The sequence below is a fragment of the Streptomyces sp. DSM 116793 genome (assembly GCF_057320905.1).
On record NZ_CM170494.1, the window covers coordinates 6,838,137 to 6,865,066 of the forward strand.

The 26,930-nt window shown below is 72.3% G+C and carries 21 protein-coding genes and 1 pseudogene; 20 read left to right on the forward strand and 2 right to left on the reverse strand.

The annotated features are described in order from the left end of the window. Window positions 1-402 precede the first annotated feature (402 nt). The 9 genes and pseudogenes from ACSMXW_RS26910 (at window position 403) to ACSMXW_RS26950 (ending at window position 11,440) form a co-directional block, all read left to right on the forward strand. A complete protein-coding gene (locus ACSMXW_RS26910) occupies window positions 403-1,296 on the forward strand; it encodes an enhanced serine sensitivity protein SseB C-terminal domain-containing protein (protein WP_485800031.1) in 894 nt (297 codons plus the stop codon). Between the two features lie 265 nt (window positions 1,297-1,561). Beyond that, entirely contained in the window at window positions 1,562-2,473 is a 912-nt protein-coding gene (locus ACSMXW_RS26915) for an enhanced serine sensitivity protein SseB C-terminal domain-containing protein (protein ID WP_485800032.1), read from the forward strand. Window positions 2,474-3,135: 662 nt separating this feature from the next. Next, the gene (locus ACSMXW_RS26920) at window positions 3,136-4,146 is read left to right on the forward strand and encodes an ABC transporter permease (protein ID WP_485800033.1); all 1,011 of its coding nucleotides are present in this window, start codon (window positions 3,136-3,138) and stop codon (window positions 4,144-4,146) included. A 65-nt stretch (window positions 4,147-4,211) separates the two neighbouring features. Then, a complete protein-coding gene (locus tag ACSMXW_RS26925; RefSeq protein WP_485800034.1) occupies window positions 4,212-5,996 on the forward strand; it encodes an ABC transporter substrate-binding protein in 1,785 nt (594 codons plus the stop codon). 136 nt (window positions 5,997-6,132) lie between these two features. Next, complete coding sequence (locus tag ACSMXW_RS26930; protein WP_485800035.1) at window positions 6,133-7,131, forward strand: ABC transporter permease; 999 nt, start codon at window positions 6,133-6,135, stop codon at window positions 7,129-7,131. Continuing rightward, the gene (locus tag ACSMXW_RS26935) at window positions 7,128-8,225 is read left to right on the forward strand and encodes an ABC transporter ATP-binding protein (RefSeq protein ID WP_485800036.1); all 1,098 of its coding nucleotides are present in this window, start codon (window positions 7,128-7,130) and stop codon (window positions 8,223-8,225) included. Before ACSMXW_RS26930 ends, ACSMXW_RS26935 begins: the two co-directional genes overlap by 4 nt. Further along, window positions 8,222-9,349: pseudogene (locus tag ACSMXW_RS26940) on the forward strand (ABC transporter ATP-binding protein); the annotation flags it as partial. The gene ACSMXW_RS26935 and the pseudogene ACSMXW_RS26940, both read left to right, overlap by 4 nt. A gap of 203 nt (window positions 9,350-9,552) precedes the next feature. Then, window positions 9,553-10,398 (forward strand): thioesterase family protein, encoded by an 846-nt coding sequence (locus ACSMXW_RS26945; protein ID WP_485800037.1) that lies wholly within the window; start codon window positions 9,553-9,555, stop codon window positions 10,396-10,398. Between the two features lie 73 nt (window positions 10,399-10,471). Further along, window positions 10,472-11,440: a helix-turn-helix transcriptional regulator gene (locus ACSMXW_RS26950; protein WP_485800038.1), complete on the forward strand. Its 969-nt coding sequence runs from the start codon at window positions 10,472-10,474 to the stop codon at window positions 11,438-11,440. A gap of 262 nt (window positions 11,441-11,702) precedes the next feature. On the opposite strand, the gene ACSMXW_RS26955 is transcribed toward ACSMXW_RS26950, so the two are convergent. Next, window positions 11,703-12,320, reverse strand: a complete 618-nt coding sequence (locus tag ACSMXW_RS26955; RefSeq protein ID WP_485800039.1) for a TetR family transcriptional regulator — start codon at window positions 12,318-12,320, stop codon at window positions 11,703-11,705. A 221-nt stretch (window positions 12,321-12,541) separates the two neighbouring features. On the opposite strand from ACSMXW_RS26955, the gene ACSMXW_RS26960 reads away from it, so the two are divergent. The 4 genes from ACSMXW_RS26960 to mnmA all read left to right on the forward strand — a co-directional run bounded on the left by ACSMXW_RS26960 (window position 12,542) and on the right by mnmA (window position 15,839). After that, window positions 12,542-12,700 carry a hypothetical protein gene (locus tag ACSMXW_RS26960; RefSeq protein WP_485800040.1) on the forward strand — a complete coding sequence of 53 codons (159 nt, stop codon included), beginning with the start codon at window positions 12,542-12,544 and terminating at the stop codon, window positions 12,698-12,700. A gap of 26 nt (window positions 12,701-12,726) precedes the next feature. Further along, window positions 12,727-13,029 (forward strand): DUF4190 domain-containing protein, encoded by a 303-nt coding sequence (locus tag ACSMXW_RS26965; RefSeq protein WP_485800041.1) that lies wholly within the window; start codon window positions 12,727-12,729, stop codon window positions 13,027-13,029. Window positions 13,030-13,275: 246 nt separating this feature from the next. Continuing rightward, window positions 13,276-14,439 (forward strand): cysteine desulfurase family protein, encoded by a 1,164-nt coding sequence (locus ACSMXW_RS26970; RefSeq protein WP_485800042.1) that lies wholly within the window; start codon window positions 13,276-13,278, stop codon window positions 14,437-14,439. Window positions 14,440-14,717: 278 nt separating this feature from the next. Then, complete coding sequence (gene mnmA / locus ACSMXW_RS26975; RefSeq protein WP_485800043.1) at window positions 14,718-15,839, forward strand: tRNA 2-thiouridine(34) synthase MnmA; 1,122 nt, start codon at window positions 14,718-14,720, stop codon at window positions 15,837-15,839. Window positions 15,840-15,915: 76 nt separating this feature from the next. Here the strand turns inward: mnmA and ACSMXW_RS26980 are convergent, their stop codons facing one another. Continuing rightward, complete coding sequence (locus ACSMXW_RS26980; protein WP_485800044.1) at window positions 15,916-16,251, reverse strand: DUF427 domain-containing protein; 336 nt, start codon at window positions 16,249-16,251, stop codon at window positions 15,916-15,918. A 51-nt stretch (window positions 16,252-16,302) separates the two neighbouring features. Here ACSMXW_RS26980 and ACSMXW_RS26985 point away from each other — a divergent pair, with 51 nt between their 5' ends. From ACSMXW_RS26985 to gatA, 7 genes are all read left to right on the forward strand, one after another. Next, entirely contained in the window at window positions 16,303-16,842 is a 540-nt protein-coding gene (locus tag ACSMXW_RS26985) for an LOG family protein (RefSeq protein ID WP_485800045.1), read from the forward strand. Between the two features lie 35 nt (window positions 16,843-16,877). Next, window positions 16,878-17,567, forward strand: a complete 690-nt coding sequence (locus tag ACSMXW_RS26990) for an SDR family oxidoreductase (RefSeq protein WP_485800046.1) — start codon at window positions 16,878-16,880, stop codon at window positions 17,565-17,567. A gap of 351 nt (window positions 17,568-17,918) precedes the next feature. Then, window positions 17,919-18,899, forward strand: a complete 981-nt coding sequence (locus tag ACSMXW_RS26995; protein WP_485808336.1) for a methionine synthase — start codon at window positions 17,919-17,921, stop codon at window positions 18,897-18,899. Window positions 18,900-18,913: 14 nt separating this feature from the next. Next, window positions 18,914-21,106: an NAD-dependent DNA ligase LigA gene (gene ligA / locus ACSMXW_RS27000; protein ID WP_485800047.1), complete on the forward strand. Its 2,193-nt coding sequence runs from the start codon at window positions 18,914-18,916 to the stop codon at window positions 21,104-21,106. Window positions 21,107-22,508: 1,402 nt separating this feature from the next. Beyond that, window positions 22,509-24,863: a putative bifunctional diguanylate cyclase/phosphodiesterase gene (locus tag ACSMXW_RS27005; RefSeq protein WP_485800048.1), complete on the forward strand. Its 2,355-nt coding sequence runs from the start codon at window positions 22,509-22,511 to the stop codon at window positions 24,861-24,863. 266 nt (window positions 24,864-25,129) lie between these two features. Further along, window positions 25,130-25,426: an Asp-tRNA(Asn)/Glu-tRNA(Gln) amidotransferase subunit GatC gene (gene gatC / locus ACSMXW_RS27010; RefSeq protein ID WP_485800049.1), complete on the forward strand. Its 297-nt coding sequence runs from the start codon at window positions 25,130-25,132 to the stop codon at window positions 25,424-25,426. Window positions 25,427-25,431: 5 nt separating this feature from the next. Continuing rightward, window positions 25,432-26,925, forward strand: coding sequence for an Asp-tRNA(Asn)/Glu-tRNA(Gln) amidotransferase subunit GatA (gene gatA / locus ACSMXW_RS27015; protein ID WP_485800050.1), 1,494 nt, complete (start codon window positions 25,432-25,434; stop codon window positions 26,923-26,925). The last annotated feature ends 5 nt before the right edge of the window (window positions 26,926-26,930 follow it).

Below are 26,930 nucleotides of genomic sequence, written 5' to 3' on the forward strand. Positions count from 1 at the left end.
CGGGGAACTGCGCGAGCGACCCACGACTAACTGGTGGTCCTCAGACAACCGATGCCACCCCGCTGAGGGGGCGCCGGAGGCGCATGGGAAGGGGCGCGGGGAACTGCGCGAGCGACCCACCACCGACTGGTGGTCCCCAGACAACCGGTACCACCCCACCGAGGGGGGCCGAAGGCGCTTCGAAAGGGCGCGCGGCCGCGTCCATACGCGCTCTGCCGCGTGGACGCGAGCAACCCACGATCGCCGCAAGGTCCGCACACCACGGAGCCACCCGCCACGAGGGCGGGGCGCCGCAGGCGGTCCGGAGGGCTGACGTCGGGTTAGGGTGCCAGCCGCAGCAGGGAGCGGCTGCGCACACGGCAAAGGTGCCGGCGCACAAGCAGGACGCAAGGATTGAGAAGCATGGACATACCGCCACAGGCCATGACCCACCCCCACAGCGGCTGGCCGGCCAACGAGCTCGAAGAGGTGCTGGCCGCCTCCCTGGGCGCCCCGGGGGCGGCATCGGCGGGCGCCCGCATCCTGGAGGTCCTGTCCCGCAGCGCCCTGTGGGTGCCGCTGCCCAACGGCGGCGGCCCCCACACCCCGGCGCTCGACCTGCCCACCATGGAACTGAACGGCCAGGCCTACGTCCCCGTCTTCAGTTCTGAGCAGCAGTTCCGGCAGATCGTCGGTGACCACATGGCGTACACCATCGCGCCCGCAGTGGAGTTCGCCCGCGGGCTCCAGCCGCAGCTGGGCATGGCCGTCAACCCGGACGGCACGGTCGGCATACCGCTGCCGCCGCCCGCCGTCGCCGAACTCTGCCGCGCCGGGCGGACCCCGCTCGACGGGCCCGCGAGCGGTGGCCGGGTGCGCCTCTTCGAGCCCGACTGGCAGGAGGACCCGGTGGACTTCCTGGCCGCCGCCGCCGAGGAGTTCGCCGGCGCGGCACCCGCCGGCGCCGCCCTCCACCCCGGCCTGCCGGGCGCCGGGCAGGCCCCGGGCGCCGTGCGCAGCGCCCGGCGCTGCCTCGCCAGCATCGAGGGCGACGACCCCGTCCTGTTCATCGGGGTCGAACTGGCCCCCGGGGCGCCCGGCGCCCCCCTGGAGCAGTGGGGCACGGAGCAGTGGGGCACGGAGCAGTGGGGACCGGAGTTCGACGCCCGCGAGGCGCCGTTGGCCGCCCTGGGACGCGCACTCGGCCGCGTCCCGGTCCGCTGGCCCGTCAACCTGGTCCTGCTGGACGTCACTCAGGACCCGGTGGCCGAGTGGATGCGTGAGAAGGTCACCCCCTTCTACACGTGGGCCCCGTGAGCCGGCTCTACACGTGGGCCCCGTGAGGCGGCCGGGCACCGCCGCGGGGGCCGGTCCGCCCGCCTCTGGACGGGCGAGCGGGGCGGTATCGGCCGCGGGTGCGTCAAGTCGGTCGCCGACCGTGCCGCTTAAGCTGGTTTCATGACCCGGACGGGCCGGAGCGGGGCGCCGCGGTTCCCCGGGTGCGGTTCGGCCCGGTCGCGGCGGTCCGGACGGCCGGAAACGTCAGTGCGTCACAGTGGATGCTTCGAAGGAGCGGTCAAGGGTGAGTGCGTCGGGCACGGCAGCGGCCGGGCAGGTCGAGCACATGCTGCGCCAGGTGACGCCCGGGCGCTATGACGCCTACGAGGCGCTGCTCCAGGCGCTCGCCGACCCCGCCACCGGGCAGGTGTACATGCTGCTGTGGCACGGGCAGGCCGGCTCCCCGGACGCCCAGTACGGGAACATGCAGGTCGACGGCCTCGGCTACGCCCCCTGCGTCACCTCCGCCCAGGAGCTGGCCGCAAGCGGCTGGAACAGGGCGTACGAGGTGGTGGGCGGCCTGGAGGTGGCCCGCGCGCTCTACCCCGATCACTACGGGCTCTGGCTGAATCCGCATGCACCGGGCGGCGGCGTCGGGATCCCCTGGCTCGACCTGCGGCGGATGGCCACCGGTCTGGACCGGCAGCCCGCCGGACCGCTGCGGATGAGCGATCCGACCATCGAGATCCCGCAGTTCTACGCCCTCCTCACCCAGCACGCGCACCGCACCCCCGCGGTGCGCTCGTTGCGTCGTGCCTGGGTGCAGCCGGCGCTGGGCTCCCCCTACCTGGCCATCGGGCTCGACGTGTACGACACCAGTCCGCCTGCCGTGGAGGCGGTGCGGGCGATGATGCAGCAGTCCATCGGGGCGGTGCCGGAGGGGTTGTCGGTGTCGACGGTGGCGCTCTTCGACGAGCACGATCCGGTGGCGATGTGGTTGCGGGAGTGTGCGCGGCCGTTCTACGACCGGGAGGCGCACGGTGCGGCGGGCCTTCCCGGTGCCCCGGGCGGCCCGGGTGCGCCGGGCGCCCCGGGGCTTCCGGGAGCCCCCGGTGTCCCCGGTCCCGGTGCCCCCGGTCCCGGTGTGCTGGGGCTTCCCGGCTCGCCACCGGCCCCGACCGCGGGGTACGGCTATCCGCCGCCGGCCGGCTACTGAGCCGCCGCCGCCTCGGAGGGGCGGTGCCACTCGGAGGGCGCGCGGTGCCAGGTGTCTCCGATTCGTACGGCGAGGCGGGTGGGTGGTTCCTCGCGCGGTGCCCCGCGCCCCCTTCAGGGCGCCTGTGGCGCCCCCGGGGGAGGCCGGCACAAGACCCCGATCCGTGGTGGTTGCCGGACCTCCCGTGGTGGTTGTCGGACCTTGCGGCGGTGGGGGCCTGGTCGCGGAGTTCCCGCGCCCCTATCGTGCGTCTGCGGTGGCCCTTCCCAGGGGTCCGCGGGACCCGGTCGGGCCGGGAAAATGACTTGACCTCAGCGGTCGCCACAGTGAGTCATGTGAATGTTACTGGGGGGAAATATGTCATCCCGGGTAACTGTTGCTCACTTTTGGTGAACAACCGGGTGGCTTATCGCCTCACTTGCGCCGCTTGTCCGGGTTCGTAGGGTGTCCGACCCCCGAATTCCCCCGTCCGGATAACGGAACGTCCCAGACGGCATCACGGTTAGGCATCCATTCCCTGCCAAGTCTGGCAACAGATCAGGACCGCAATGAAGACTCCCCCTCCAAGGGGCGGTCGCTCCTGCGTACGAAACGGACGGATCAGGCCGCCACAGCGGCATGTGTGGGCCGGTAACCGCCGGTTGAGAGGGGTCCCTGGCACGATGACGGCACCATTGCACGAGCCGACCGCGGAAGCGGCCCCCAGTGCGGCCGAAGAGGCGTCGGTCGCCAAAGGCGGGTCGCAGCAGGCGGTCCAGGGCCGGTCGCTCGGCCGGATCGCCTGGGAGCGCCTCAAGCGCGACAAGCTCGCACTGACCGGTGGCATCGTTGTCCTGGTACTGATCCTGATCGCGATCCTCGCGCCCGTGATCGCGCATCTGGTCGGCCAGGACCCCGAGACGCACCACGAGAACCTGATCGACCCGCTCTTCTCGACGCCCAAGGGCTCGCTGGGCGGCATCAGCGGCGACCACCCCTTCGGTGTGGAGCCGGTGAGCGGCCGGGACGTGTTCGCGCGGATCGTCTACGGCGCCCGGATCTCGCTCCTCGTGGGCTTCCTGTCCGCGGTGGTGGCGGTCATCATCGGCACCGTGCTCGGCATCCTGGCCGGCTTCTTCGGCGGCTGGGTGGACTCGATCATCAGCCGTGTCATGGACGGTCTGCTGGCGTTCCCGCAGCTGCTGTTCATCATCGCGCTGGTCTCCGTCATGCCGAGCCAGATGCTGGGTCTCAGCGGCACCAACGTGCGCGTCTTCGTGATGATCCTGGTGATCGGCTTCTTCGGCTGGCCCTACGTCGGGCGTGTGGTGCGCGGACAGACGCTCTCACTGCGCACGCGCGAGTACGTCGAGGCGGCGCGGAGTCTCGGCGCCGGGCGGCTCTACATCCTGTTCAAGGAGCTGCTGCCCAACCTGGTCGCGCCCATCATCGTGTACACGACGATGATGATCCCGACCAACATCCTCACCGAGGCGGCACTGAGCTTCCTGGGCGTGGGCGTCAAACCGCCCACCGCCTCCTGGGGGCAGATGCTCTCGAATGCGATCGACTACTACGACTCGGACCCCATGTACATGGTGATCCCCGGCGTGGCGATCTTCATCACCGTGCTTGCCTTCAACCTCTTCGGCGACGGCGTGCGAGACGCGCTGGACCCGAAGGGTTCTCGATGAACTGCTACCCCCAGGGACCCGTGGCCGATCCACGGGCCGCTTATCAATTCGGAGGATCCGAGATCGTGACTACCCAACGCATCTCAGGGCGGCGTAAGCACGTCTTCGCCGCTGCGACCGCGGTAGCCGCGCTGCTCGCCACGGCGGCGTGTGGCGGCGGTGGCGGCAGCGGCTCGTCGAAGGACGGGGCGGCCGGCTTCGACGCCGGTAACAACAAGGTCGCCCAGGCGTCGCTCGTCAAGAAGGGCGGCACGCTGAAGTTCGCCGGTACCCAGGACTTCGACTCGCTGGACACCACGCGGGCGTACTACGGCAACTCCTGGAACTTCATGCGGTACTACAGCCGCCAGCTCGTCACCAACAAGCCCGCGCCGGGCAAGGCGGGCGCGGAGGTCGTTCCGGACCTCGCCACCAGCAAGGCGAAGATCACGGACGGCGGCAAGACCTACACGTACACGCTGCGGGACGGGATCACCTGGGAGGACGGCAAGCCGATCACCTCCAAGGACATCAAGTACGGCATCGAGCGCGTGTGGGCGCAGGACGTGCTGTCCGGCGGGCCGATCTACCTCCAGCAGGTGCTGGATCCGAAGAAGACCTACCCGGGTCCCTACAAGGACAAGTCCGCCGACCACCTGGGTCTGAAGGCGATCTCCACGCCGGACGACAAGACCATCGTCTTCCACCTCCCGAAGCCGAACTCCGACTTCGAGGAGATGCTGGCGCTGTCGTCGGCCTCGCCGGTCCGGCAGGACAAGGACACCAAGTCCAAGTACGGCCTGCACCCGTTCTCCTCCGGCCCGTACAAGTTCCAGTCGTACGCCCCGGGCAAGTCGCTCGTGCTGGTCCGCAACCCGAACTGGAAGCAGTCCTCGGACCCGGTCCGCAAGGCGTACCCGGACAAGATCACCGTCACCCTCTTCTCCAACGCCAACGACCTGGACCAGCGCCTGATCCAGGGCGACTACGACCTGGACCTGAGTCAGACGGGCATGTCGCCGCAGGGCCGCACCGAGGCCCTGAAGCAGCACAAGGGCAACCTGGACAACCCGGTCTCCGGCTACATCCGGTACGCGACCTTCCCGCAGACCGTGAAGCCGATGAACAACATCCACTGCCGTAACGCGGTGATCTACGGTGCCGACCACAAGTCGCTCCAGACCGCCCGCGGCGGCCCGGTGGCCGGTGGCGAGATCGGCACCAACATGCTGCCGCCGTCCGTGCCGGGCGCCGAGGGCCAGAAGTACGACCCGTTCGGCTTCCTCAAGAACGACGGCGCGGCGAACATCACCAAGGCCAAGGCCGAGCTGAAGGCGTGCGGCAAGCCGAACGGCTTCAAGACCACCATCGCGGTCCGCAACAACAAGCCGGTCGAGGTGGCCACCGCCGAGTCGCTGCAGGCGGCGCTGAAGAAGGTCGGCATCACCGCCGACATCGACCAGTACGACGGCTCCCAGAGCTCCGGCATCATCGGCAGCCCGTCCAACGTCGTCAAGAAGAACTACGGCATCATCATCATGGGCTGGGGCCCCGACTTCCCGTCGGTGCAGGGCTACGGCCTGCCGCTGTGGGACAGCAAGTACATCACGCAGAGTGGCAACAACAACTTCGCCATGATCAAGGACAAGACGATCGACGGCCTGTTCGACTCCTACGTCAAGGAGATGGACCCGGCCAAGAAGGCGAAGATCGCCACGGAGATAAACCACAAGGTGATGGAGGGCGGCTACTACCTGCCGTTCACCTTCGAGAAGTTCATCAACTGGCGCTCGAACCGGCTGGCGAACGTGTACACGACCGACGCCTACAGCGGTACGTACGATTTCGTCAACCTGGGCCTGAAGAAGTAGTCCCGGCGCACCCCGCCTACGGCACGAAAGGCAGGTGAAGGCCGGCGCGGCGTGATCGCGGGCCACGTGGGGCCCTCCCCGGCGAGCAGCCGGGGAGGGCCACCGGTGGCCCGCGGTCCGCAGCGGGCCGATCGCTGTGCTCGCTTACCTCATCAGGCGGCTGATCGCCGCCGTAGTGATGCTGGTGGTCATCATCGTGGTGGTCTTCTGCATCTTCTTCCTCATCCCGAAGTGGGCGGGGGTCGATCCGGCCACAGCCTTCATCGGTAAGCAGGCCGACCCGGCCGCCGTGGAGGCGGTGCGGGAGAAGCTCGGTCTCAGCGACCCGATCTTCGTCCAGGTCTGGGAGTTCTTCAAAGGCATCTTCGTGGGCCGCACGTACGCGGCCGGCGGTGACGTGACCCACTGCGCGGCGCCGTGCTTCGGCTACTCCTTCCGCAGTGAGCAGGCGATCTGGCCGGTGCTCACCGACCGGTTCCCGGTCACGCTGACCCTGGCGCTCGGTGCGGCCATCCTGTGGCTGCTGTTCGGTGTCGCGGCCGGCGTGCTCTCCGCGCTCAAGCGCGGCAGCCTCTGGGACCGGGGCGCGATGGTGGTCGCCCTGGCCGGCGTCTCGCTGCCCATCTACTTCACCGGTCTGCTGAGCCTTGCGGTCTTCAGCTACGGGCTCGGCTGGATCGACGCCCAGTACGTGCCCATCGGGAAGAGCTTCACCGGCTGGCTCGGCGGCATGATCCTGCCCTGGATCACCCTCGCGTTCCTCTACGCGGCGATGTACGCCCGGATCACCCGCGCCACCATGCTGGAGATCCTGGGTGAGGACTACATCCGCACCGCCCGCGCCAAGGGCCTGCGCGAGCCCGTCGTCATCGGCAAGCACGCCATGCGTTCCACGATGACGCCGATCCTGACCATGCTCGGCATGGACCTCGGCGCCCTGATCGGCGGCGCGATCCTCACCGAGACCACGTTCAGCCTGCCGGGCCTCGGCCAGGCCGTGCTCAACGCGATCCGCACCCAGGACCTGCCCATCATCCTCGGCGTCACGCTGATCACCTCGCTCGCGGTGATCTTCGCCAACCTGCTCGTGGACATCCTGTACGCCGTGATCGACCCCCGAGTGAGGCTCGCATGACCGAACTCCACAAGAGCGGAGCGGCCGTCGGCGAACCGGTCGACGCCTCGCCCGCGCCCACCGCGTTCCTGGAGGTGCGCGACCTCAGGGTGCACTTCCCGACCGACGACGGACTGGTGAAGTCCGTCGACGGGCTCAGCTTCCAGCTGGAGCGGGGCAGAACCCTCGGCATCGTCGGCGAGTCGGGCTCCGGCAAGTCGGTGACGTCGCTCGGCATCATGGGCCTGCACACCGCCGGCCAGTACGGCAAGCGCAAGGCGCAGATCTCCGGCGAGATCTGGCTGAACGGCACCGAGCTGCTCTCCGCCGACCAGGACCAGGTGCGCAAGCTGCGCGGCCGCGAGATGGCGATGATCTTCCAGGATCCGCTCTCCGCGCTGCACCCGTACTACACGATCGGCCATCAGATCGTGGAGGCCTACCGGGTCCACCACGACGTGGACAAGAAGACCGCCAGGCGCCGGGCCGTCGAGATGCTCGACCGGGTGGGCATCCCCCAGCCGGACAAGCGGGTGGACAGCTACCCGCACGAGTTCTCCGGCGGCATGCGCCAGCGCGCGATGATAGCGATGTCGCTGGTCAACAACCCCGAGCTGCTGATCGCCGACGAGCCGACCACCGCGCTGGACGTCACCGTGCAGGCGCAGATCCTGGACCTCATCCGCGATCTGCAGAAGGAGTTCGGCTCCGCGGTCATCATCATCACTCACGACCTGGGCGTGGTCGCCGAGCTCGCCGACGACATCCTGGTGATGTACGGCGGCCGGTGCGTGGAGCGCGGTCCGGCCGAGAAGGTGTTCTACGAGCCCCGGCACCCCTACACCTGGGGCCTGCTCGGCTCGATGCCCCGCCTGGACCGTGAGCAGACCGACCGGCTCATACCGGTCAAGGGCTCCCCGCCCTCGCTCATCAACATCCCGTCCGGCTGCGCCTTCAACCCGCGCTGCCCGTACGCGGACGTCCCCAAGGACAACGTCACCCGCACCGTCCGGCCGGAGCTCCAGGAGGTCGGCGGCCGGCACTGGGCGGCCTGCCACATGACGCAGGAGCAGCGGGAGCGTATCTGGACCGAAGAGATTGCGCCGAAGCTGTGAACCAAAAGTCAACGGGCACGCAGGGCACCGCGGGCACGCAGGACACCGCGCAGCGCGACGTCCTCCTCAGGGTCAGCGGACTGCAGAAGCACTTCCCCATCAGGAAGGGGCTGCTGCAGCGGCAGGTCGGCGCGGTGAAGGCCGTGGACGGCCTGGACTTCGAGGTGCGCGCGGGCGAGACGCTGGGCGTGGTGGGCGAGTCGGGCTGCGGCAAGTCGACGATGGGCCGGCTGATCACGCGGCTGCTGGAGCCGACCGCGGGAACGGTCGAGTTCGAGGGCCGGGACATCACCCACCTCGGCGTCGGCGGGATGCGCCCGATGCGCCGCGACGTCCAGATGATCTTCCAGGACCCGTACTCGTCGCTGAACCCCCGGCACACCATCGGCACCATCGTCGGGGCCCCCTTCCGGCTGCAGGGCGTCACGCCCGACGGCGGCATCAAGAAGGAGGTCCAGCGGCTGCTGGAGGTCGTCGGCCTCAACCCCGAGCACTACAACCGCTACCCGCACGAGTTCTCCGGCGGCCAGCGGCAGCGCATCGGCATCGCCCGCGCGCTGGCGCTCAGCCCGAAGCTGGTGGTCGCGGACGAGCCGGTGTCGGCGCTGGACGTCTCCATCCAGGCACAGGTGGTCAACCTCCTGGACGACCTCCAGTCCGAGCTGGGCCTGACGTATGTGATCATCGCCCACGACCTCTCCGTGGTCCGCCACGTCTCGGACCGGATCGCGGTGATGTACCTGGGCAAGATCGTGGAACTGGCGGACCGCACGTCGCTGTACCAGGCGCCGATGCACCCGTACACCAAGGCGCTGCTGTCCGCGGTGCCGATCCCGGACCCCAAGCGGCGTTCGGCCAAGAGCGGCCGGATCCTGCTGAAGGGCGACGTGCCGTCGCCGATCGCGCCGCCGAGCGGCTGCCGCTTCCACACCCGGTGCTGGAAGGCCACGCAGATCTGCACCACGCAGGAGCCGCCGCTCATCGAGCTGCGGCCCGGGCAGCGGGTCGCGTGCCACCACCCGGAGAACGCGGAGGACCAGGCGCCCCAGGACACCAAGCTCCTCTCCGAGGCCGTCGAGGCGAACCAACTGGTGTCGACGGCCGAGGACCCGGCACCCGAGTCCTGAACCCCTCCCCGCGCCCCACCAGGGGCGCGGGGAGCGACACTTCCGTGGCCCCGCCAGGGGCGCGGAGGACCGCGCGGGAAACCACGAGGGCGCAAGAATTCCGGGGGCGGCGGACGCCCTCCGGGCCGGTGCGCCGCGGGCACACGCGTCGGGAAGTGGAAAGCTACCGCTTAGTACGCCCATGTCGTACGCTGGCGAGCATGGCTGAAAGCGCACCCATACGCCCCGGTGAGCTGGACCGCGACACAGCGGTGCGCCTCCGGCACCCCGGCGTCCACGACGCCACCCTCGCCGCCGGCTGGTCCGCCGCCAACGGCGCGATGCACGGCGGCTACCTGCTCGCGCTCGCCGCCCGGGCCCTCGGCGAGCAGCTTCCGCACCCGCACCCGTTCACCATCACCGCCCACTACCTGACCGTCTCCCGGCCGGGCCCCGCGGTACTCCGCACCGAGACCGTGCGCACCGGCCGCTCGCTGTCCACCGGCACCGCGGCCCTGCTCCAGCGCGACGCCGACGGAAACGAGATCGAGCGCGTCCGGGTCCTCGCGTCCTACGGCGACCTCGACGCGCTCCCCGACGACGTACGCACCGCCGCGAAGCCGCCCGAGATCGCACCCATCGAGCAGTGCCTCGGCCCCGAGGACGCCCCCGACAACCGGCCCGTTCCGGCCATGCCGCTGCACGGGCGGATCCGCCTGAAGCTGGACCCGGCGAACGTCGGGTGGGCGGTCGGCCGGCCCTCCGGCAGGGGCGAGATGCGCGGCTGGTTCGACCTCGCCGACGGCCGCGACCCCGACCCTCTCGCGCTGCTCGTCGCGGTGGACGCCCTGCCGCCCACCACGTTCGAGCTGGGCTTCACCGGGTGGGTGCCCACGGTCGAGCTCACCGCGCACGTCCGCGCGCTGCCCGCTCCGGGGCCGCTCCGGGTCTCCGTCACCACCCGCAACCTCGCCGGCGGCTTCCTGGAGGAGGACGCCGAGGTCTGGGACACCGCGGACCGCCTCGTCGCCCAGTCCCGGCAGCTGGCGCGGGTGGGCCTGAGCTGAGCCGCGGGGTCCGCGGACGGGGGGCGGCGGTGCGGGATACGCGGCCGGGGCCGGGCTGCGGGATCCTGGGTGGGTGAAGTCCGACCGGCTGCTGTCGATCCTGCTGCTGCTCCAGACCCGTGGCCGGGTCCGTGCCCAGGAGCTCGCCGATCGCCTGGAGGTGTCCGTCCGCACCGTCTACCGCGACGTGGAGGCGCTGTCCGCCTCCGGGGTGCCGGTCTACGCCGAGCGCGGCCGGCACGGCGGCATCGCGCTGCTGCCCGGGTTCCGCACGGACGTCACCGGCCTCACCGAGGACGAGTCGCGGGCGCTGTTCATCCTCGCCGCGCGGGGCGCCCACGACGCCCTCGGTCTCGGCGCCGCGCTCGGCTCCGCGCTGCGCAAGGTGATGGCGGCTCTGCCCGCACCGCACCGCCCGGCGGCGGAGCTGACCAGCCGCCGCATCCTCGTGGACGCCGCACGGTGGCGCGGCGGCCCGCAGGCGCCCGTCGACCTGGGCGTGCTCCAGGAGGCCGTCTTCAGCGACCGGAGGCTCCGGCTGCGCTACCGGCACAGCGGCGCGACCGAGCCCCGCACCTACACCGTGGACCCGTACGGTCTGGTGGCCAAGGCGGGCATCTGGTACCTGGTCGCCGACCGGCGCGGCAGGCCCCGGCTGTTCCGGGCCGACCGGGTGCGCGCGGCGACGGTCACCGACGCGCCGGTGCGCCGCAGGCCCGGCATCGAACTCGCCGACGTCTGGGAGGTGCTGCGCCGTGCCGTCGAGGAGCGGCCCGGCGGCCTTGAGGTGACGGCGCAGGTGCGGCGCGAACGGTACGACCTCTTCCTGCGACTGCACGGGGCCTCGCTCACGGCGCCGCCCGAGGACGACGGCACGAGCGAGTGGATCACGGTGCGGATCGGCTGCGGCGAACTCGGCGAGACCCGCCCCCTGCTCGCCTTCGGCGACCACGTGGAGGTGCTCTCACCCCCGGAGGCCCGCACCCACCTGTCCCGAACGGCAGCCTCCATCACAGCCCTCTACGGCCACGACCCCCGCTGACCCCGTCGGCCACCCTGGAGGGGCGCGGGGAACTGCGCGACGAGCCCCCACCGGCCGGTGGTCGGGAACGGGACCGCAGGGGGCTGGGCCTGGTGGCGCGCCGCAGGCGTGGGAAGGGGCGCGGGGAACTGCGCGACGAGCCCCCGCGGGCGGGTGGTCGGGAACGAGACGGTAGGGGGCTGGGCCTGGTGGCGCGCCGCAGGCGTGGGAAGGGGAGCGCGGGGAACGCGAGTCGGTCCCGCCGGCCACGCCACCACCGGCGTCAGTCGAGCCAGTGTCGGCGACCGAGGCTCATCAGCCGCATCTGGCGGCGGGCCAGCTCCGTCACGGCCGCCACGTGCTCGGGCGAGGCCTCCAGGATCGCCGCGGCCGTCATCACCATGTGGTCGACGTAGAGCCGGGCCACCATCAGCAGGTCCTCGTCGCTCCAGCCGCGCGACTCGGGCTGCCGCGCCAGCTCCCCGCGCACCTCACCGGCGAACTGCTCCAGCTGGCGCGCGATGGCCTCCCGCACGGGCCGCACGCCCCCGTGCCGCTCCCGTGCCACGAACCGTACGTGCGCCGGGTAGCGCCGCACGTGACCCGCGATCAGATCGACGCTCCGGGCGATGCGTTCGTCCATGCCGCCCGGCGCGGTGAGGGCGGTGCCGATCATCTCGTGCAGGCTGTCCAGCGCCTGGTCGACCAGGGCGATGCCTAGATCCGCCGTACTGGGGAAGTGCCGGTAGAAGGCGGTCGGTGCTATGCCCGCCGCCCGGGTGACCTCCCGCAGGCCCAGACTGCTCAGGCTCTGGTCGGCGAGGAGTGTCAGCGCGGCGTCCAGCAGCGCCTGTCTGGTCTGCTCCTTCTGGGCCTGCCGCTTGCCGAGGATGTGACTCATGCCATTCAGTCAACAACTGTTCTCTGTCTTTGGAAAGCCGGGGAAGGGGTACTCTAGAGATCAGTGAACAGTTGTAACTACATCCGTTCACCGAAGCTTCCGTCCCGCGGGGCCCGCGGGACCCACGGACGCCTGTGAACTCCACAGGCCGTGGACACGAAACACGAGAAACACGAGAAGCACGAGAAACACGGGACACGAGACGCCAGAGAGGTATCTCCATGCTCTTCCTTGTCGCGGCCCTCATGCTGTTCGGCATCGCCCTCGGCACGGTGGCGCACGCCCCGCTGCCGGTGAGCGTCGTCGCCGCCGCCGTCATCGGCGTCTGGCTGGCCGTCTTCGCCCTCCGCGAGCGGCACGCCCGCCGTCATCACCACTGACCCGTCCGACCCGTCAGGAGGCACCCATGAACCCCACCCTCACCAAGCGCACCGACAGGACGCCCGAGGCGCCCGCGCCGGCGCGTGGCGCACGCCGGGACGCGGACGGCATGGCCGTCGCCTCCTTCGTGCTCGGGCTGCTGGGTCTACTGGTCGCCAACCTGTTCCTCGGCCCGACCGCGATCGTGCTGGCGTCGCTGGCCCTCGCCCGCGGCACCGCCCGGCGCGGCCGCGCCCGGCTCGGCCTGGCCCTCGGAGTGGCCGACCTCATCGTCCTCGCGGTGCTGATCACCGTCGACCACACCTGGTCCTGGAACATCGCGGGCTGACCGGCCCGGGCTGACCGGCCCCGAATCCCCGGCCCCGAATCGCCGGGGCGGAACCCCGGGGCCGTATCCTCGGGACGGAATCCCCGGCCCCGAATCCCCGGCCCCGAATCCCCGGGCTAGACCGTCTCGGCCCGATGCCCCCCGCCCCGACCGCCCGGCCCACCCGTCCGCAGCCGGCGGCCGGCGGCCGGTACCGGCCGCCGCCGAGCCGGTCCGGGGCGCGGGCCTCGTAGAATCGACGCCACCATGGCATACCTCGACCACGCCGCGACCACCCCGATGCTTCCGGAGGCGGTCGAGGCGATGACCGCCCAGTTCGCGCGGACCGGAAACGCCTCCTCGCTGCACGCCGCGGGCCGCCGTGCCCGGCGCACCGTCGAAGAGGCGCGCGAGACGCTCGCGACGGCGCTGGGCGCGCGCCCCAGCGAGGTGGTGCTGACCGCCGGTGGCACCGAGGCGGACAACCTCGCCGTGAAGGGCCTGTTCTGGTCCCGCAGGGCCGCGGATCCGGCCCGCACCCGCGTCCTCGCCAGCCCCGTCGAGCACCACGCCGTCCTGGACGCGGTGCACTGGCTCGCCGAGCACGAGGGCGCCACCGTCGAGTACCTTCCGGTGGACTCCTACGGCCGGGTGCACCCCGACGTGTTCCGGGCGGCCATCGCCCGCAACCCCGGCGATGTGGCGCTGGCCACGGTGATGTGGGCCAACAACGAGATCGGCACCCTGATGCCGGTCCGCGCACTCGCCGACGTGGCCGCGGAGTTCGACGTGCCGCTGCACGCCGACGCGGTACAGGCGGTCGGGCAGGTGCAGGTCGACTTCGCCGCCTCGGGGCTCGCCGCGATGACCGTCTCCGGCCACAAGATCGGTGGGCCGTACGGCACCGGGGCGCTGCTGCTCGGCCGGGACCACGAGCCGGTGCCGGTGCTGCACGGCGGCGGCCAGGAACGTCATGTGCGCTCCGGGACGCTGGACGTGCCCGCGGTCAGCGCCTTCGCGGTGGCGGCGCGGATCGCCGTGGAGCGGCGTGAGGAGTTCGCACGGCGCGCCGGGGAACTGCGGGACGCGCTGATCGACGCGGTGCGCGCCGCGGTGCCGGAGGCCGTGCTCGGGGGCGATCCCGTGGACCGGCTCCCCGCCAACGCGCACTTCACGTTCCCCGGTTGTGAGGGCGACTCGCTGCTGATGCTGCTCGACGCCCAGGGGATCGAGTGCTCCACGGGGTCGGCCTGTACGGCCGGAGTGGCGCAGCCCAGCCATGTGCTCCTCGCGACCGGTGCGTCGCCCGAACTGGCCCGGGGGACGCTCCGGTTCTCGTTCGGGCACACGTCCACGGCTGCGGACGTCGAGGCGGTGGCCGCGGCGATCGGCCCTGCGGTCGCCCGAGCTCGCACGGCCGGCCTCACCTGACTCCCGTCCCCCTCTCACCGGGGCCTCCCCGCTCACCCCTCCGCGCGGTTCCCCGCGCCCCTTCGGGGTGGTCCTCTGTCCGAGAGTCCGCGGCTCTCGTCGTGGCTGGTCGCGCAGTTCCCCGCGCCCCTGGGGGCGGGACCGGTGCTCCGGAGTGTGCGGGTTTCGTCGTGGCTGGTGGCGCGGTTCCCCGCGCCCCTTGTGGTTCCCCGCGCCCGGAAGGGGCGCGGGGAACCGCGCGAAGGAAGGGGACCGGGGGCCGTAGGCTGGAGGGCGTTATGACAGACAAGCCGCAGCGCCCCCTCCGCGTCCTCGCCGCCATGTCCGGCGGCGTGGACTCCGCCGTAGCCGCCGCCCGCGCCGCAGAAGCCGGTCACGACGTGACCGGCGTCCACCTCGCCCTCTCCGCGAACCCGCAGTCCTTCCGCACCGGCGCCCGCGGCTGCTGCACCGTCGAGGACTCCCGCGACGCCCGCCGCGCCGCCGACGTCATCGGCATCCCGTTCTACGTCTGGGACCTCGCGGAACGCTTCCACGAGGACGTCGTCGAGGACTTCGTCGCGGAGTACGAGGCGGGCCGCACCCCCAACCCCTGCCTGCGCTGCAACGAGAAGATCAAGTTCGCCGCCCTGCTGGACCGCGCGCTCGCCCTCGGCTTCGACGCCGTCTGCACCGGCCACTACGCCAAGGTGATCACCCGCGCGGACGGCACCCGCGAGCTGCACCGCGCCTCCGACATGGCCAAGGACCAGTCGTACGTCCTCGGGGTGCTCGACGAGCGGCAGCTCGCGCACGCCCTGTTCCCGCTGGGCGACACCGTCACCACCAAGGACGAGATCCGCGCGGAGGCCGAGCGCCGCGGCCTCGCCGTCGCGCGCAAGCCGGACAGCCACGACATCTGCTTCATCGCCGACGGCGACACGCAGGGCTTCCTCGCCCGCCGCCTCGGCACCGCCCCCGGCGACATCGTCGACGAGTCCGGCGCCACGCTCGGCACCCACGACGGCGCGTACGGCTTCACCATCGGCCAGCGCAAGGGCCTGCGCATCGGCACCCCGGCGCCGGACGGCAAGCCCCGCTACGTGCTCGACATCTCGCCCGTGGACAACCGCGTGACGGTCGGCCCCGCCGCCGCCCTGGACGTCTCCGCGCTCACCGCGATCCGCCCCCGCTGGTGCGGCACCCCGCCCGCGGGACCCGGCACCTACACCGCCCAGCTCCGCGCGCACGGCGGCGAGACCGAGGTCACCGCCCGGCTGGACGGCGCGGACCTGCTGGTCACCTTCACCGAGCCGGTGCGGGGCGTCGCCCCCGGTCAGGCGATCGTGCTCTACGACGGCACCCGTGTGGTCGGCTCGGCGACGATCGCGACCACCACGCGCGCGCGTGCGGCCGTCTGAGACCGCACGCACACCGCTCGGCACGTGCTCCGTTCTGCTCCGTTCCGCTCGGCTCAGGCCGGCTCGCCGGCTCGGCTCAGGCCGCCTCGCCGACCACCTCCGTCGCGTAGAAGCACAGGTGGTCCTTGATGCCCGCCACCTCCGGCTTCGGATCGGGGTACGCCCACACCAGGTCGGCGGCGCCGGGCAGCGACCAGTAGGAGGCCGTGCCCTTGAAGGGGCAGACGGTGTGCGAGTCCGACGGCGTCAGAAGGTCCGTGCGCACATCCTCCGGGGGGAGGTAGTAGCGCGGCGGACAGCCCGTCTCGCGCAGCACCAGCGGCCGGGTGCTCTCGGCGAGCACCTGCCCCTCGTGCACTACCCGCACATGCTCGTCGCCCTGCTCGATCGTGATCGTGTGTCCTGAAGCCATGTCCGGTACAGCGCTCCTGGAGCCGCAGGTCTTCCCCGTACGGTGGTCCGCATGAATATTTGCGTCTTCCTCTCCGCCGCCGACCTCGACGAGCGCTACACACGGCCCGCCCGCGAGTTCGCCGAACTGCTCGGCAAGGGCGGGCACACGCTGGTCTGGGGCGGCTCCGACGTGGGGCTGATGAAGGTCGTGGCGGACGGCGTGGAGAAGGCGGGCGGGCGGCTGCTCGGCGTCTCCGTGGACTTCCTCTCCGACCGGGTGCGCCACCGGGCCGACGAGATGCTGGTCGCGCGCAGCCTCGCCGAGCGCAAGGCGCTGCTCCTGGAGAAGGCCGACGCGATCGTCATCATGGTCGGCGGCACCGGCACGCTGGACGAGGCCACCGAGATCCTGGAACTGAAGAAGCACGGGCACCACACCAAACCCGTCGTGCTCCTCAACGCCGCCGGTTTCTACGACGGCCTCAAGGAGCAGTTCCGGCGCATGGAGGACGAGGGGTTCCTGCCGCTGCCGCTGACCGACCTGGTGTTCTTCGCCGAGGAGCCGGTGGGGGCGCTGGCCTACCTGGAGGAGTCGTTCGGCACCACGTGAGCCGGACCGTGGGGGGCGGGTGCGAGCATGGCCCCATGGCAACTCATGTGATCACCGGAGCCGGGTCCGGCATAGGGGCGGCCGTGGCCCGCCGTCTGCACGCGCGCGGGGACGAGCTGGTACTGCTGGCGCGGGACGCCGGCCGGGCGGACGAGCTGGCCGGCGAGTACCCCGGTGCCCGGACCCTCGTCGGAGACCTCTCCGACCCGGAGCGGCTGGCGGAGGCGTTCGCCCACCAGAGCCTGCCCGAGCGGGCCGACTCCCTGGTGCACAGCGCCGGAGTGGTCGGCCTCGGGGCCGTCGGCGACCTGACCGCCGGCAACTGGCGTCACCAGCTCGACGTCAACCTGATCGCCCCGGCCGAGCTGACCCGCCTCCTGCTGCCCGCGCTCCGGGCCGGCCGGGGTCACGTCGTGTTCGTCAACTCCGGGGCGGGCCTCTCGGCGAGCCCCGCGTGGGGGGCCTACGCCGCCTCCAAACACGGTCTGAAGGCTCTGGCGGACGCGCTGCGGGGTGAGGAGCGCGGTGGAGGGGTGCGGGTCACCACGGTCTATCCCGGGCGCACCAGGACGCCCATGCAGGCCGATGTCCATCGGCAGGAGGGCAAGGAGTACGACCCCGCCCGGTGGATCGACCCCGACTCCGTCGCCACCGTGATCCTCACGGCTCTGGACCTCCCTCGCGACGCGGAGATCCCCGACATCTCCGTCCGCCCCGGCCCCTGAAGCCACGGCGCCGCGACACCACCCCACGCGCCTGCGCAGTTCCCCGCGCCCCTGAGTGGGTGCCGTCGGCCGCAGGGGCCACCCGGGCGCCCCGATAGGGGCGCGGGGAACTGCGCGAGCAACCGGCGATGGGCGATGGGCCCGGAGACGGGAGAGGCACCCCCTGCGAGGGGCTGACAAGGGGCGCGGGGAACTGCGCGAACGGGGGGCGCCGCCGCCCGGGGCGGCCCGTGCACGGCGTGCACGGCCCCCACGTTCGCACCGCCGGAATCCGCGCCCCCGCGGATTCCGTACGCTTCGCGGGTGAACGAAATCAACTTCACCCCCCAAGGGGCCTCCGGCATCGGATCGATGCCCGGCGACGACGCCCGCGAGGCCGTGAAGACCGTGACCGGCACCTTTGAATCCGGCCAGTCCGGCGAGGGCCTGCCCTACCTCCCCGAGCTGCCCGCCCGCGGCCCCGGCGCCGACATGATCGGCAGAACGGCGGGCATGCTCGTCGAGCTGTACGCGCGCGTGGAGCCCAGCGGCTGGCGCCTCGGCGACCGCCCTGGCCGCGACACCCGCCGCGCGAGGTCCTGGCTCGGCCAGGACCTGGACGCGCTGGAGGAGTTCACCCAGGGCTACGAGGGGCTGCTGAAAGTGCAGGCGGTCGGGCCGTGGACCCTCGCGGCCGCCCTGGAACTGCGCAATGGCGAGGCGGTCCTCTCCGACCCGGGCGCCACCCGGGACCTGGCGGTCTCCCTCGCCGAGGGACTCACCGCACACCTCGCCGACGTCCGGCGCCGCGTGCCCGGCGCCGGCATCGTGCTCCAACTCGACGAGCCGTCCCTGACCGCCGTGCTGCGCGGCCAGGTCCGCACGGCGAGCGGCTACCACACGCACGGCGCCGTGGACCGGCAGGTCGTGGAGGGCGCCCTCCGGGACGTCATGGCGGTCCAGCACGCCGCGGGCGGCGGCGTGGTCGTGCACTCCTGCGCCGCGGACGTACCGTTCGCGCTGCTGCGCAGGGCGGGCGCGGACGCCGTCTCGTTCGACGCCCACCTGCTCACCGAGCGTGATGACGAGGTGATCGGGGAGGCGGTGGAGGGCGGCACGAAGCTGTTCGCCGGTGTCGTGCCCGGCACGGAAGGCCCATTGTCAGACCCTGCCGGTAGCGTCGAGGGTGTCAGGACGCTGTGGCGCAGGTTGGGGCTGCGGCCGGGACTGCTCACCCAGGCCGTGGTGATCACTCCCGCGTGCGGTCTCGCGGGCGCGTCCCCGGAGTATGCGCGCCGCGCGCTCGCCCATTGCGTCCGGGCGGCGAGGTCCCTCGCGGACAACCCTGAGTGACGGGAGGACAGACGGTGGCCGGCGAACAGCAAGCACAGCCCGCAGCGGTGCCCGCCGAGGCACGGGAGAAGCACAAGCAGCTCGCCGAGCAGGTCGAGGAGCACCGCTTCCGGTACTACGTGAAGGACCAGCCGATCATCACCGACGCGGAGTTCGACAAGCTGCTCCGCGCGCTGCAGACCCTGGAGGACGAGCACCCGGAGCTGCGCACGCCCGACTCACCCACCCAGAAGGTCTCGGGCGCCTACGAGACCGACCTCGCCGAGGTCGAGCACCGCGAGCGCATGCTCTCGCTCGACAACGCCTTCGACGACGCCGAGCTGGGCGCCTGGGCGGACCGCGTCGCCAAGGAGGTCGGCACCCCCGACTACCACTACCTGTGCGAGTTGAAGATCGACGGCCTCGCCGTCAACCTCACCTACGAGCACGGCCGCCTCACCCGCGCCGCCACCCGCGGCGACGGCCGCACCGGCGAGGACATCACGCCCAACGTCCGCACCATCGAGGAGATCCCCGACCGCCTCAGGGGCGACCGCATCCCGGCGCTCGTCGAGATCCGCGGTGAGGTCTTCTTCCCGATGGAGGCCTTCCAGGAGCTGAACGCCCGCCGGGTGGCGGCCGGCGAGAAGCCGTACGCCAATCCGCGCAACTCCGCCTCCGGCTCGCTCCGCCAGAAGGACCCGAAGGTCACCGCCACCCTCCCGCTGCGCATGGTGGTGCACGGCATCGGCGCCCGCGAGGGCTTCGACATCGACCGCCTCTCGCACGCCTACGAGCTGCTGCGCGAATGGGGCCTGCCCACCACGCCGTACGGCAAGGTGGTCGACTCCATCGACGGTGTGCGGGAGTTCATCGCGTACTACGGCGAGCACCGCCACTCCGTGGAGCACGAGATCGACGGCGTCGTGGTCAAGCTCGACGAGATCCCGCTGCAGGGCCGCCTCGGCTCCACCTCCCGCGCCCCGCGCTGGGCGATCGCCTGGAAGTACGCCCCCGAGGAGGTCAACACCAAGCTGGTGAACATCCGCGTCGGCGTCGGCCGCACCGGCCGGGTCACGCCCTACGCCCAGGTCGAGCCGGTCACCGTCGCGGGCTCCGAGGTGGAGTTCGCCACCCTGCACAATCAGGACGTCGTCAAGGCCAAGGGCGTCCTCATCGGCGACACCGTGGTGCTGCGCAAGGCCGGCGACGTCATCCCGGAGATCCTCGGCCCCGTCGCCGATCTGCGGGACGGCACCGAGCGCGAATTCGTGATGCCCACCGAATGCCCCGAGTGCGGCACCCCGCTGCGGCCCATGAAAGAGGGCGACGTGGATCTGCGCTGCCCCAATGCCCGCGCCTGCCCCGCCCAGCTCCGCGAGCGGCTGTTCTATCTGGCCGGCCGCAAATCTCTCGACATCGAGAGCTTCGGCTATGTCGTGGCGACCGCGCTGACCAGGCCGCTGGAACCCGCCGAGCCTCCGCTGCGGGACGAGGGCGACCTCTTCGACCTCACCCTGGAAAAGCTGCTGCCCATCAAGGCGTACGTTCTCGACCAGGACACCGGCCTGCCCAAGCGGGACCCCGAAACGGGCGAGGAGAAAATCGCCACGGTCTTCGCCAACCAGCAGGGCGAGCCCAAGAAGAACACCCTGGCGATGCTGGACAATATCGCCGCCGCCAAAGAGCGCCCCCTGGAGCGCATCATCACCGGCCTGTCCATCCGGCATGTGGGCCCCGTCGCCGCCCGGGCGCTGGCCCGGGAATTCCGCTCCATCGACAGGATCGAGCAGGCCGGCGAGGAGGAGCTGGCCGCCGTGGACGGCGTGGGCCCGACCATCGCGGCCTCCCTCAAGCAGTGGTTCGAGGAGGACTGGCACCGCGAGATCTTGCGGAAATGGCGTGCCGCCGGGGTCCGTATGGAGGCCGAGAGCAGCGGCGAGGAAGAGGGACCGCGCCCCCTGGAGGGCATCACCGTCGTCGTCACCGGCACCCTGCAGAACTACACCCGGGACGCCGCCAAGGAAGCCCTGCAGAACCGCGGCGCCAAGGTCTCCGGCTCGGTCTCCAAGAAGACCTCATTCGTGGTGGTGGGGGAAAATCCGGGTTCAAAGCACGACAAGGCGGTGCAGTTGAAGGTTCCGGTCCTGGACGAGGACGGCTTCACCGTCCTCCTCGAACGGGGACCCGAAGCAGCGGCGGAAATCGCACGGCCGACCGATGAGTAGCGGTTGAACGCCACTCGTTCGGCGCATATCAGATGCAGATGGGTGGCCGGGGCGCATTCGGGCAACCACTGTCGAGCGCTGCCCCTGGAAGCCTTCCGCGGCCTACTGTTGAAGGGCGCGCCTGCCGTGCCCAAGCAGCGTGGCGGGTTTTCGGACGCGGAGACCGGTGACGATGCCGACGCCCCGTCACCGTGTACCGCGCCGCATGGCGTGGGCACCGCCGGCTGTGAGAGGGACGGGAATGGAACCGACCGAGAGCGCCGCCCCCGACGCCCGACTGCGCCGGGGCCGGGGCCACTGGCTGAACGGTCGCCGCGCGGCCCCGGCCGCCCGGCAGCGCACGGACTCGGAGCGGTACCCGGGCGGCGCCGCCCCGCCCCCTGACGCGCCGCAGCAGCGCGGCGGGGTGGTACGGCGGCTCAGAGACCGGCAGGGCTCCGGCCCGCCCCCCGCACTCACCGGCGACTCGGCCCCCGCGCCGGTCACCGACCCCCCGTCAGACCGGGCCGCCGCCCCCCGCACCGCATCGGCCCCACCCACCGCCCCCACGCCCCCCTCGGCCCCCACGGGGCAGGGACCACCCGAACAGGAGCCAGGGGAGCGGACGTCGGGGGAGCGGACGTCGGGGGAGCGCCGGCCGACGGAGCGCGCCACGGGGGAGCGCGCCGCGCGGCAGCACGGTTCGGTGGTGCCGGGTTCGGTGGTGCCCGGCTCGATGCATCCGGCTCGGACGGGGCCGGGGCCAGAGGAGTTGGCTGACACGGGGCCGGGGCCGGCTCAGGGGGACGAGAACGCCGCGGGGCGGGTTCCGGCGGAAAGTGACCCGGCGGGCAAGGACCCGGCGGGCAAGGATGCTGCGGGATGCGACCCGGCGGAGCGCGACCCTGCGGGACGTGACGCGGCGGAGCGCGACCCTGCCGGACGTGACGCGGTGGAGCGTGGCGCGGCGGGGCGCGGGCCGGTGGGTGCGGAGTCGGGGTGCTCGCCGGCCGCGGGGGGCGACGCGGGGACTTCCACGGAGCAGGAGCGGGGCCGGCAGCCGCTGTACCGGGGCGAGGAGCCGCCGGGACCGGGGCGGGGGCCCGGGCCGGAGGCCGGAGAGCCGGGGCGGGACCGGCAGCCTGTGGGGCCGGGGCCGGTGGATGGCGCGGTTGTGGCAAAACGTTCCGGGGGCGCTGATGCCGAGGTCCCGGCGCCGGCGGACGACGCGGTAGCGGGGCCGGACACCGGAGAGCCGGGGCCCGGCGCCGAAAACGGTTCTGCGGGGGCGAGTTTGGCGGGACGGGGCCCCGAGGGGCACAGTTCTGCGGGGCGGGGATTGGCAGAGCGGGGCCCCGCGGGGCAGGGTGCTGTGGGGCAGGATCCGGGGGGACGTGGTCGGAGTGCGGAGGGACGTGCGGCAATGGCGCCGGGAGCCGCGGGACAGAACGTGACAGGACCCGGCGCGAGCACGCGCGGGGCAGCGGGGGCCGCTGTGGCCGGTCCCGGGGCGCCGGGGCCCGCCCTGGCCGGACCGGGAGCGCCGGGCCGCGGCCGGGCCGTCCCTGCGACCCCGTGGTCGGGGGGCGCCGTGGAGCGTTCCGGCGGCCCGTCGGGCGGTGGGGTGCCCGGGCAGGGCACCGCGCGGCGCGGCCCGCGCCGGATCGCCGGGCTCGGCGGGCGGGCGTTCGGGCGTGGTGTGCGGGTGTTCGGGCGCGACCCCTCCGCCCTCGCCGCGGCGGACGACGCCGCGTCCCGGCAGGCCCTGCGCACCGCGCTGCCGACCGCCGTCGTCCTGTTCGCCGCGCTGGTGCTGGCCGCCGGTGTGCAGCGTGCCGTCAGCGGCCACCACGCCCTCTTCCCGTCCGGTGTCACCGGCTGGTCCCTGGCGATCCTCACCGGCCTCATAGTGGGCCACCTCGTCGCGCTCGGCCGCGGCCGCTGGTGGGGCGGCACCGGCTCCGGCTCGGCCCTCATCCTCGCCGTGCTGCTGCTGTACGGATGGGTGCCGGCCGGCATGGTCAGCCTCATCGTGATCGTCCTGGTCGGCGTGGCCCGCAGGCACGGCTGGCGACAGGGCGTGCTGCACGGCGCCGCCGACATCCTCGGCATCGGGGCGGGCGCGCTGGTGCTGTGGGGCTGCGGCCGGGTGCCGTCCGTCGAGTCCCCCTGGAAGCCCGAGACATGGGACCTGCTGACGGCGCCCGAGGCGGTGCTCGTCGCGGGCACCTACGTGGCCGTCACCCGCCTGCTGACCTGGTACGCGCACACCCCCCGCACCGGCCTGCCCACCGTCGTGCGCACCGCCCTCGTGCGGCAGGGCCTGGTCGGCGCGGCCCTGCTCGGCATCGCGCCGCTGATCTGCGTCGTCGCGGTGGCGCGCCCCGTGCTGCTGCCGCTCTTCGCGGTGCCGCTCATCGCCCTCGACTCCAGTCTGTGGATCGCCCGCGCCCGCGCCGAGGAGCAACTGCGCGACCCGCTCACCGGGCTCCCCAACCGGCAGTGGCTGCTGGAGCGCACCTGGGCCGCGCTGGACGAGGCCGAGCGGAACGGCGCGCGGTCCGCCCTGGTGCTGATCGACCTCGACCGGTTCCGGTCCGTGAACGACACGCTCGGGCACCTCGCCGGGGACCGGCTGCTGCTGCAGATCGCCGACCGGCTACGCCTCGCGCTGCCCCGGGGCGCGGAGGCGGCCCGGCTCGGCGGCGACGAGTTCGCCGTGCTGCTGCCCGTCGCCGACTCCACCACCTCCGCGAGCCGGGTGGCCCGCGGGCTCGTCGCCGAACTCGGCTCCCCGCTCGACCTCGACGGCCTGACGCTCGTCCTGGAGGCCAGCGCCGGGCTCGCCGTCTTCCCCGACCACGCCCTCGACGCGGAGGGCCTGCTGCGCCGCGCCGACGTCGCCATGTACCAGGCGAAGCGGGACCGGACAGGCGTGGAGGTGTACGAGTCCAAGCGGGACTCCAACACCCCCGACCGGCTCGGCCTGCTCGGCGACCTGCGGCGTGCGCTGGACGCGCACGAGGTGGAGCTGCACTACCAGCCGAAGGTCCGCTTCGACGGGGAGGTGGCCGGGCTGGAGGCGCTGGTGCGGTGGGTGCATCCCGAGCGGGGGAAGGTGCCGCCCGACGAGTTCATCGCGATCGCCGAGTCGTCGGGGCTGATGCCGCATCTGACCGAGTACGTGCTGGAGACCGCGCTCGCCCAGGTCGCGCGGTGGCGTGCGCAGGGGCTGCGGGTGCCGGTCGCGGTGAACGTCTCACCGCGTGATGTGCACACGCCCGGCTTCGCCGGGTCGGTGGCGGCGCGGCTCGCCCGGCACGGGGTGCCGCCCGGGGCGCTCCAGCTGGAGATCACGGAGCATGTGCTGCTGGAGGATCCGCAGCGGGCCGCGGACACGCTGGCGGGGCTCACGGCGCACGGCGTGAAGATGTCGCTGGACGACTTCGGAACGGGGTACTCGTCGCTGGTGCACCTGCGGCGGTTGCCGGTGAGCGAGCTGAAGATCGACCGGTCGTTCGTGGCTCGGTTGGCGGTGGACGCGGAGGACGCGGAGATCGTGCGGTGCACGGTGGATCTCGCGCATTCGCTGGGGCTGGTCGTGGTGGCGGAGGGCGTGGAGGACGACGAGACGTGGGAGCGGTTGCGGGATCTCGGGTGTGATGCGGTGCAGGGGTGGTTGGTGGCGGCGGCCATGCCTGCGGAGAAGGCCACCGCGTGGCTGAGGGCACGCGAGCGGGAGTCTTCCGTGGGGTGGGGGCGGGGGGCGCAGGGGTAGGGGCTCGGGTTCCCGGGCCGTGCGGCTGCGGCGCTGGGGCGCTTCTGCCCCGCCCGTGCCTTGCCGGGGCGTTCCGGGTGCGCTGGGACGGTCGCGCCCCGGGTCTCGCCGGGGTTGCGGGTCGGCTGTTCCGGTGGGGCGGGGGCACCTCCCAGGCCTCGAAGGCACTGGGGGAGGGGCAGCCCCGGACAATTGAATTCACGGGGAAGGGGGCGGGGCCCATAGGATTGGGATCCGCATACAGTCACTGACCCTGAGGATCCCGCATGCCTGGCATCACGCGCGAGGAGGTCGCCCACCTCGCCCGGCTGGCGCGTCTGGAACTGCAGCCCGAAGAGCTCGACCACTTCGCAGGCCAGCTCGGCGACATCATCAACGCGGTCGCCCGCGTCTCCGACGTCGCCGACCAAGACGTCCCCCCGACCTCCCACCCGCTGCCGCTCACGAACGTGATGCGCCCGGACGAGGTCCGCCCGTCGCTCAGCCCCGAGCAGGCGCTCTCCGGAGCCCCCGCCCAGGAGCAGCAGCGATTCAAGGTGCCGCAGATCCTGGGGGAGGAGTGACCGACATGACGGACATCATCAGGCTCACCGCGGCCGAGACCGCCGCGCGGATCGCGTCCGGCGAGCTGACCGCCGTCCAGGTGGCCGAGGCCCACCTGGCCCGCATCGAGGCCGTGGACGAGAAGGTGCACGCGTTCCTGCACGTCGACCGCGAGGGCGCCCTGGCCCAGGCCCGCGCCGTGGACGCCAAGCGGGAGCGCGGCGAGCCGCTGGGCCCGCTCGCCGGTGTGCCGATCGCGCTGAAGGACCTCTTCACCACCGAGGGGATTCCCACCACGGTCGGATCGAAGATCCTTGAGGGCTGGATCCCGCCGTACGACGCCACGGTCACCAGGCGGCTCAAGGACGCCGGCCTGGTGCTGCTCGGCAAGACCAACATGGACGAGTTCGCCATGGGCTCATCCACGGAGAACAGCGCCTACGGGCCGACCGGCAACCCCTGGGACCTCACCCGGGTCCCCGGCGGCTCCGGCGGCGGCTCCAGCGCCGCCATCGCCTCGTACCAGGCCGCGCTGGCGATGGGCACGGACACCGGCGGCTCCATCCGGCAGCCCGCCGCCGTCACCGGCACCGTCGGCGTCAAGCCCACCTACGGCGGCGTCTCCCGGTACGGCATGGTCGCCTTCTCCAGCTCGCTGGACCAGGGCGGCCCCTGCGCCCGTACGGTCCTGGACGCCGCCCTGCTGCACGAGGTCATCGGCGGCCACGACCCGCTCGACTCCACCTCCATCGACGCCCAGGTGCCGCCGGTGGTGGAGGCCGCGCGCAACGGCAGCGTCGAGGGGATGCGGATCGGCGTCGTCAAGCAGTTCCGCGGCGAGGGCTACCAGGCGGGTGTCGTGCAGCGCTTCGACGAGTCGGTCGAGCTGCTGCGGGAGCTGGGCGCCGAGGTCGTCGAGGTGGACTGCCCGTCCTTCGACCTCGCCCTGTCGGCGTACTACCTGATCGCGCCCTCCGAGTGCTCCTCCAACCTCGCCCGCTTCGACGCCATGCGCTACGGCCTGCGGGTCGGTGACGACGGCAGCAGGAGCGCCGAAGAGGTGACCGCCCTCACCCGGGAGGCAGGGTTCGGGCCCGAGGTCAAGCGACGGGTCATGCTCGGCACCTACGCGCTCAGCTCCGGCTACTACGACGCGTACTACGGCAGCGCCCAGAAGGTGCGCACGCTGATCGCCCGCGACTTCGAGCGGGCCTTCGGGCAGGTCGACGTGCTCGTCTCCCCGACCACCCCGACCACCGCCTTCCCGATCGGCGAGCGCGCCGACGACCCGATGGCGATGTACCTCGCGGACCTGTGCACCATTCCGGCGAACCTCGCGGGCAACGCCGCGATGTCCCTGCCGTGCGGTCTGGCCCCGGAGGACGGCCTTCCGGTGGGCCTCCAGATCATCGCGCCCGCCATGCGCGACGAGCGGCTGTACAAGGTCGGAGCCGCCGTCGAGGCCGCTTTCGTGGAACGCTGGGGACACCCGCTTCTCGAGGAGGCACCGTCGCTGTGAGCGCA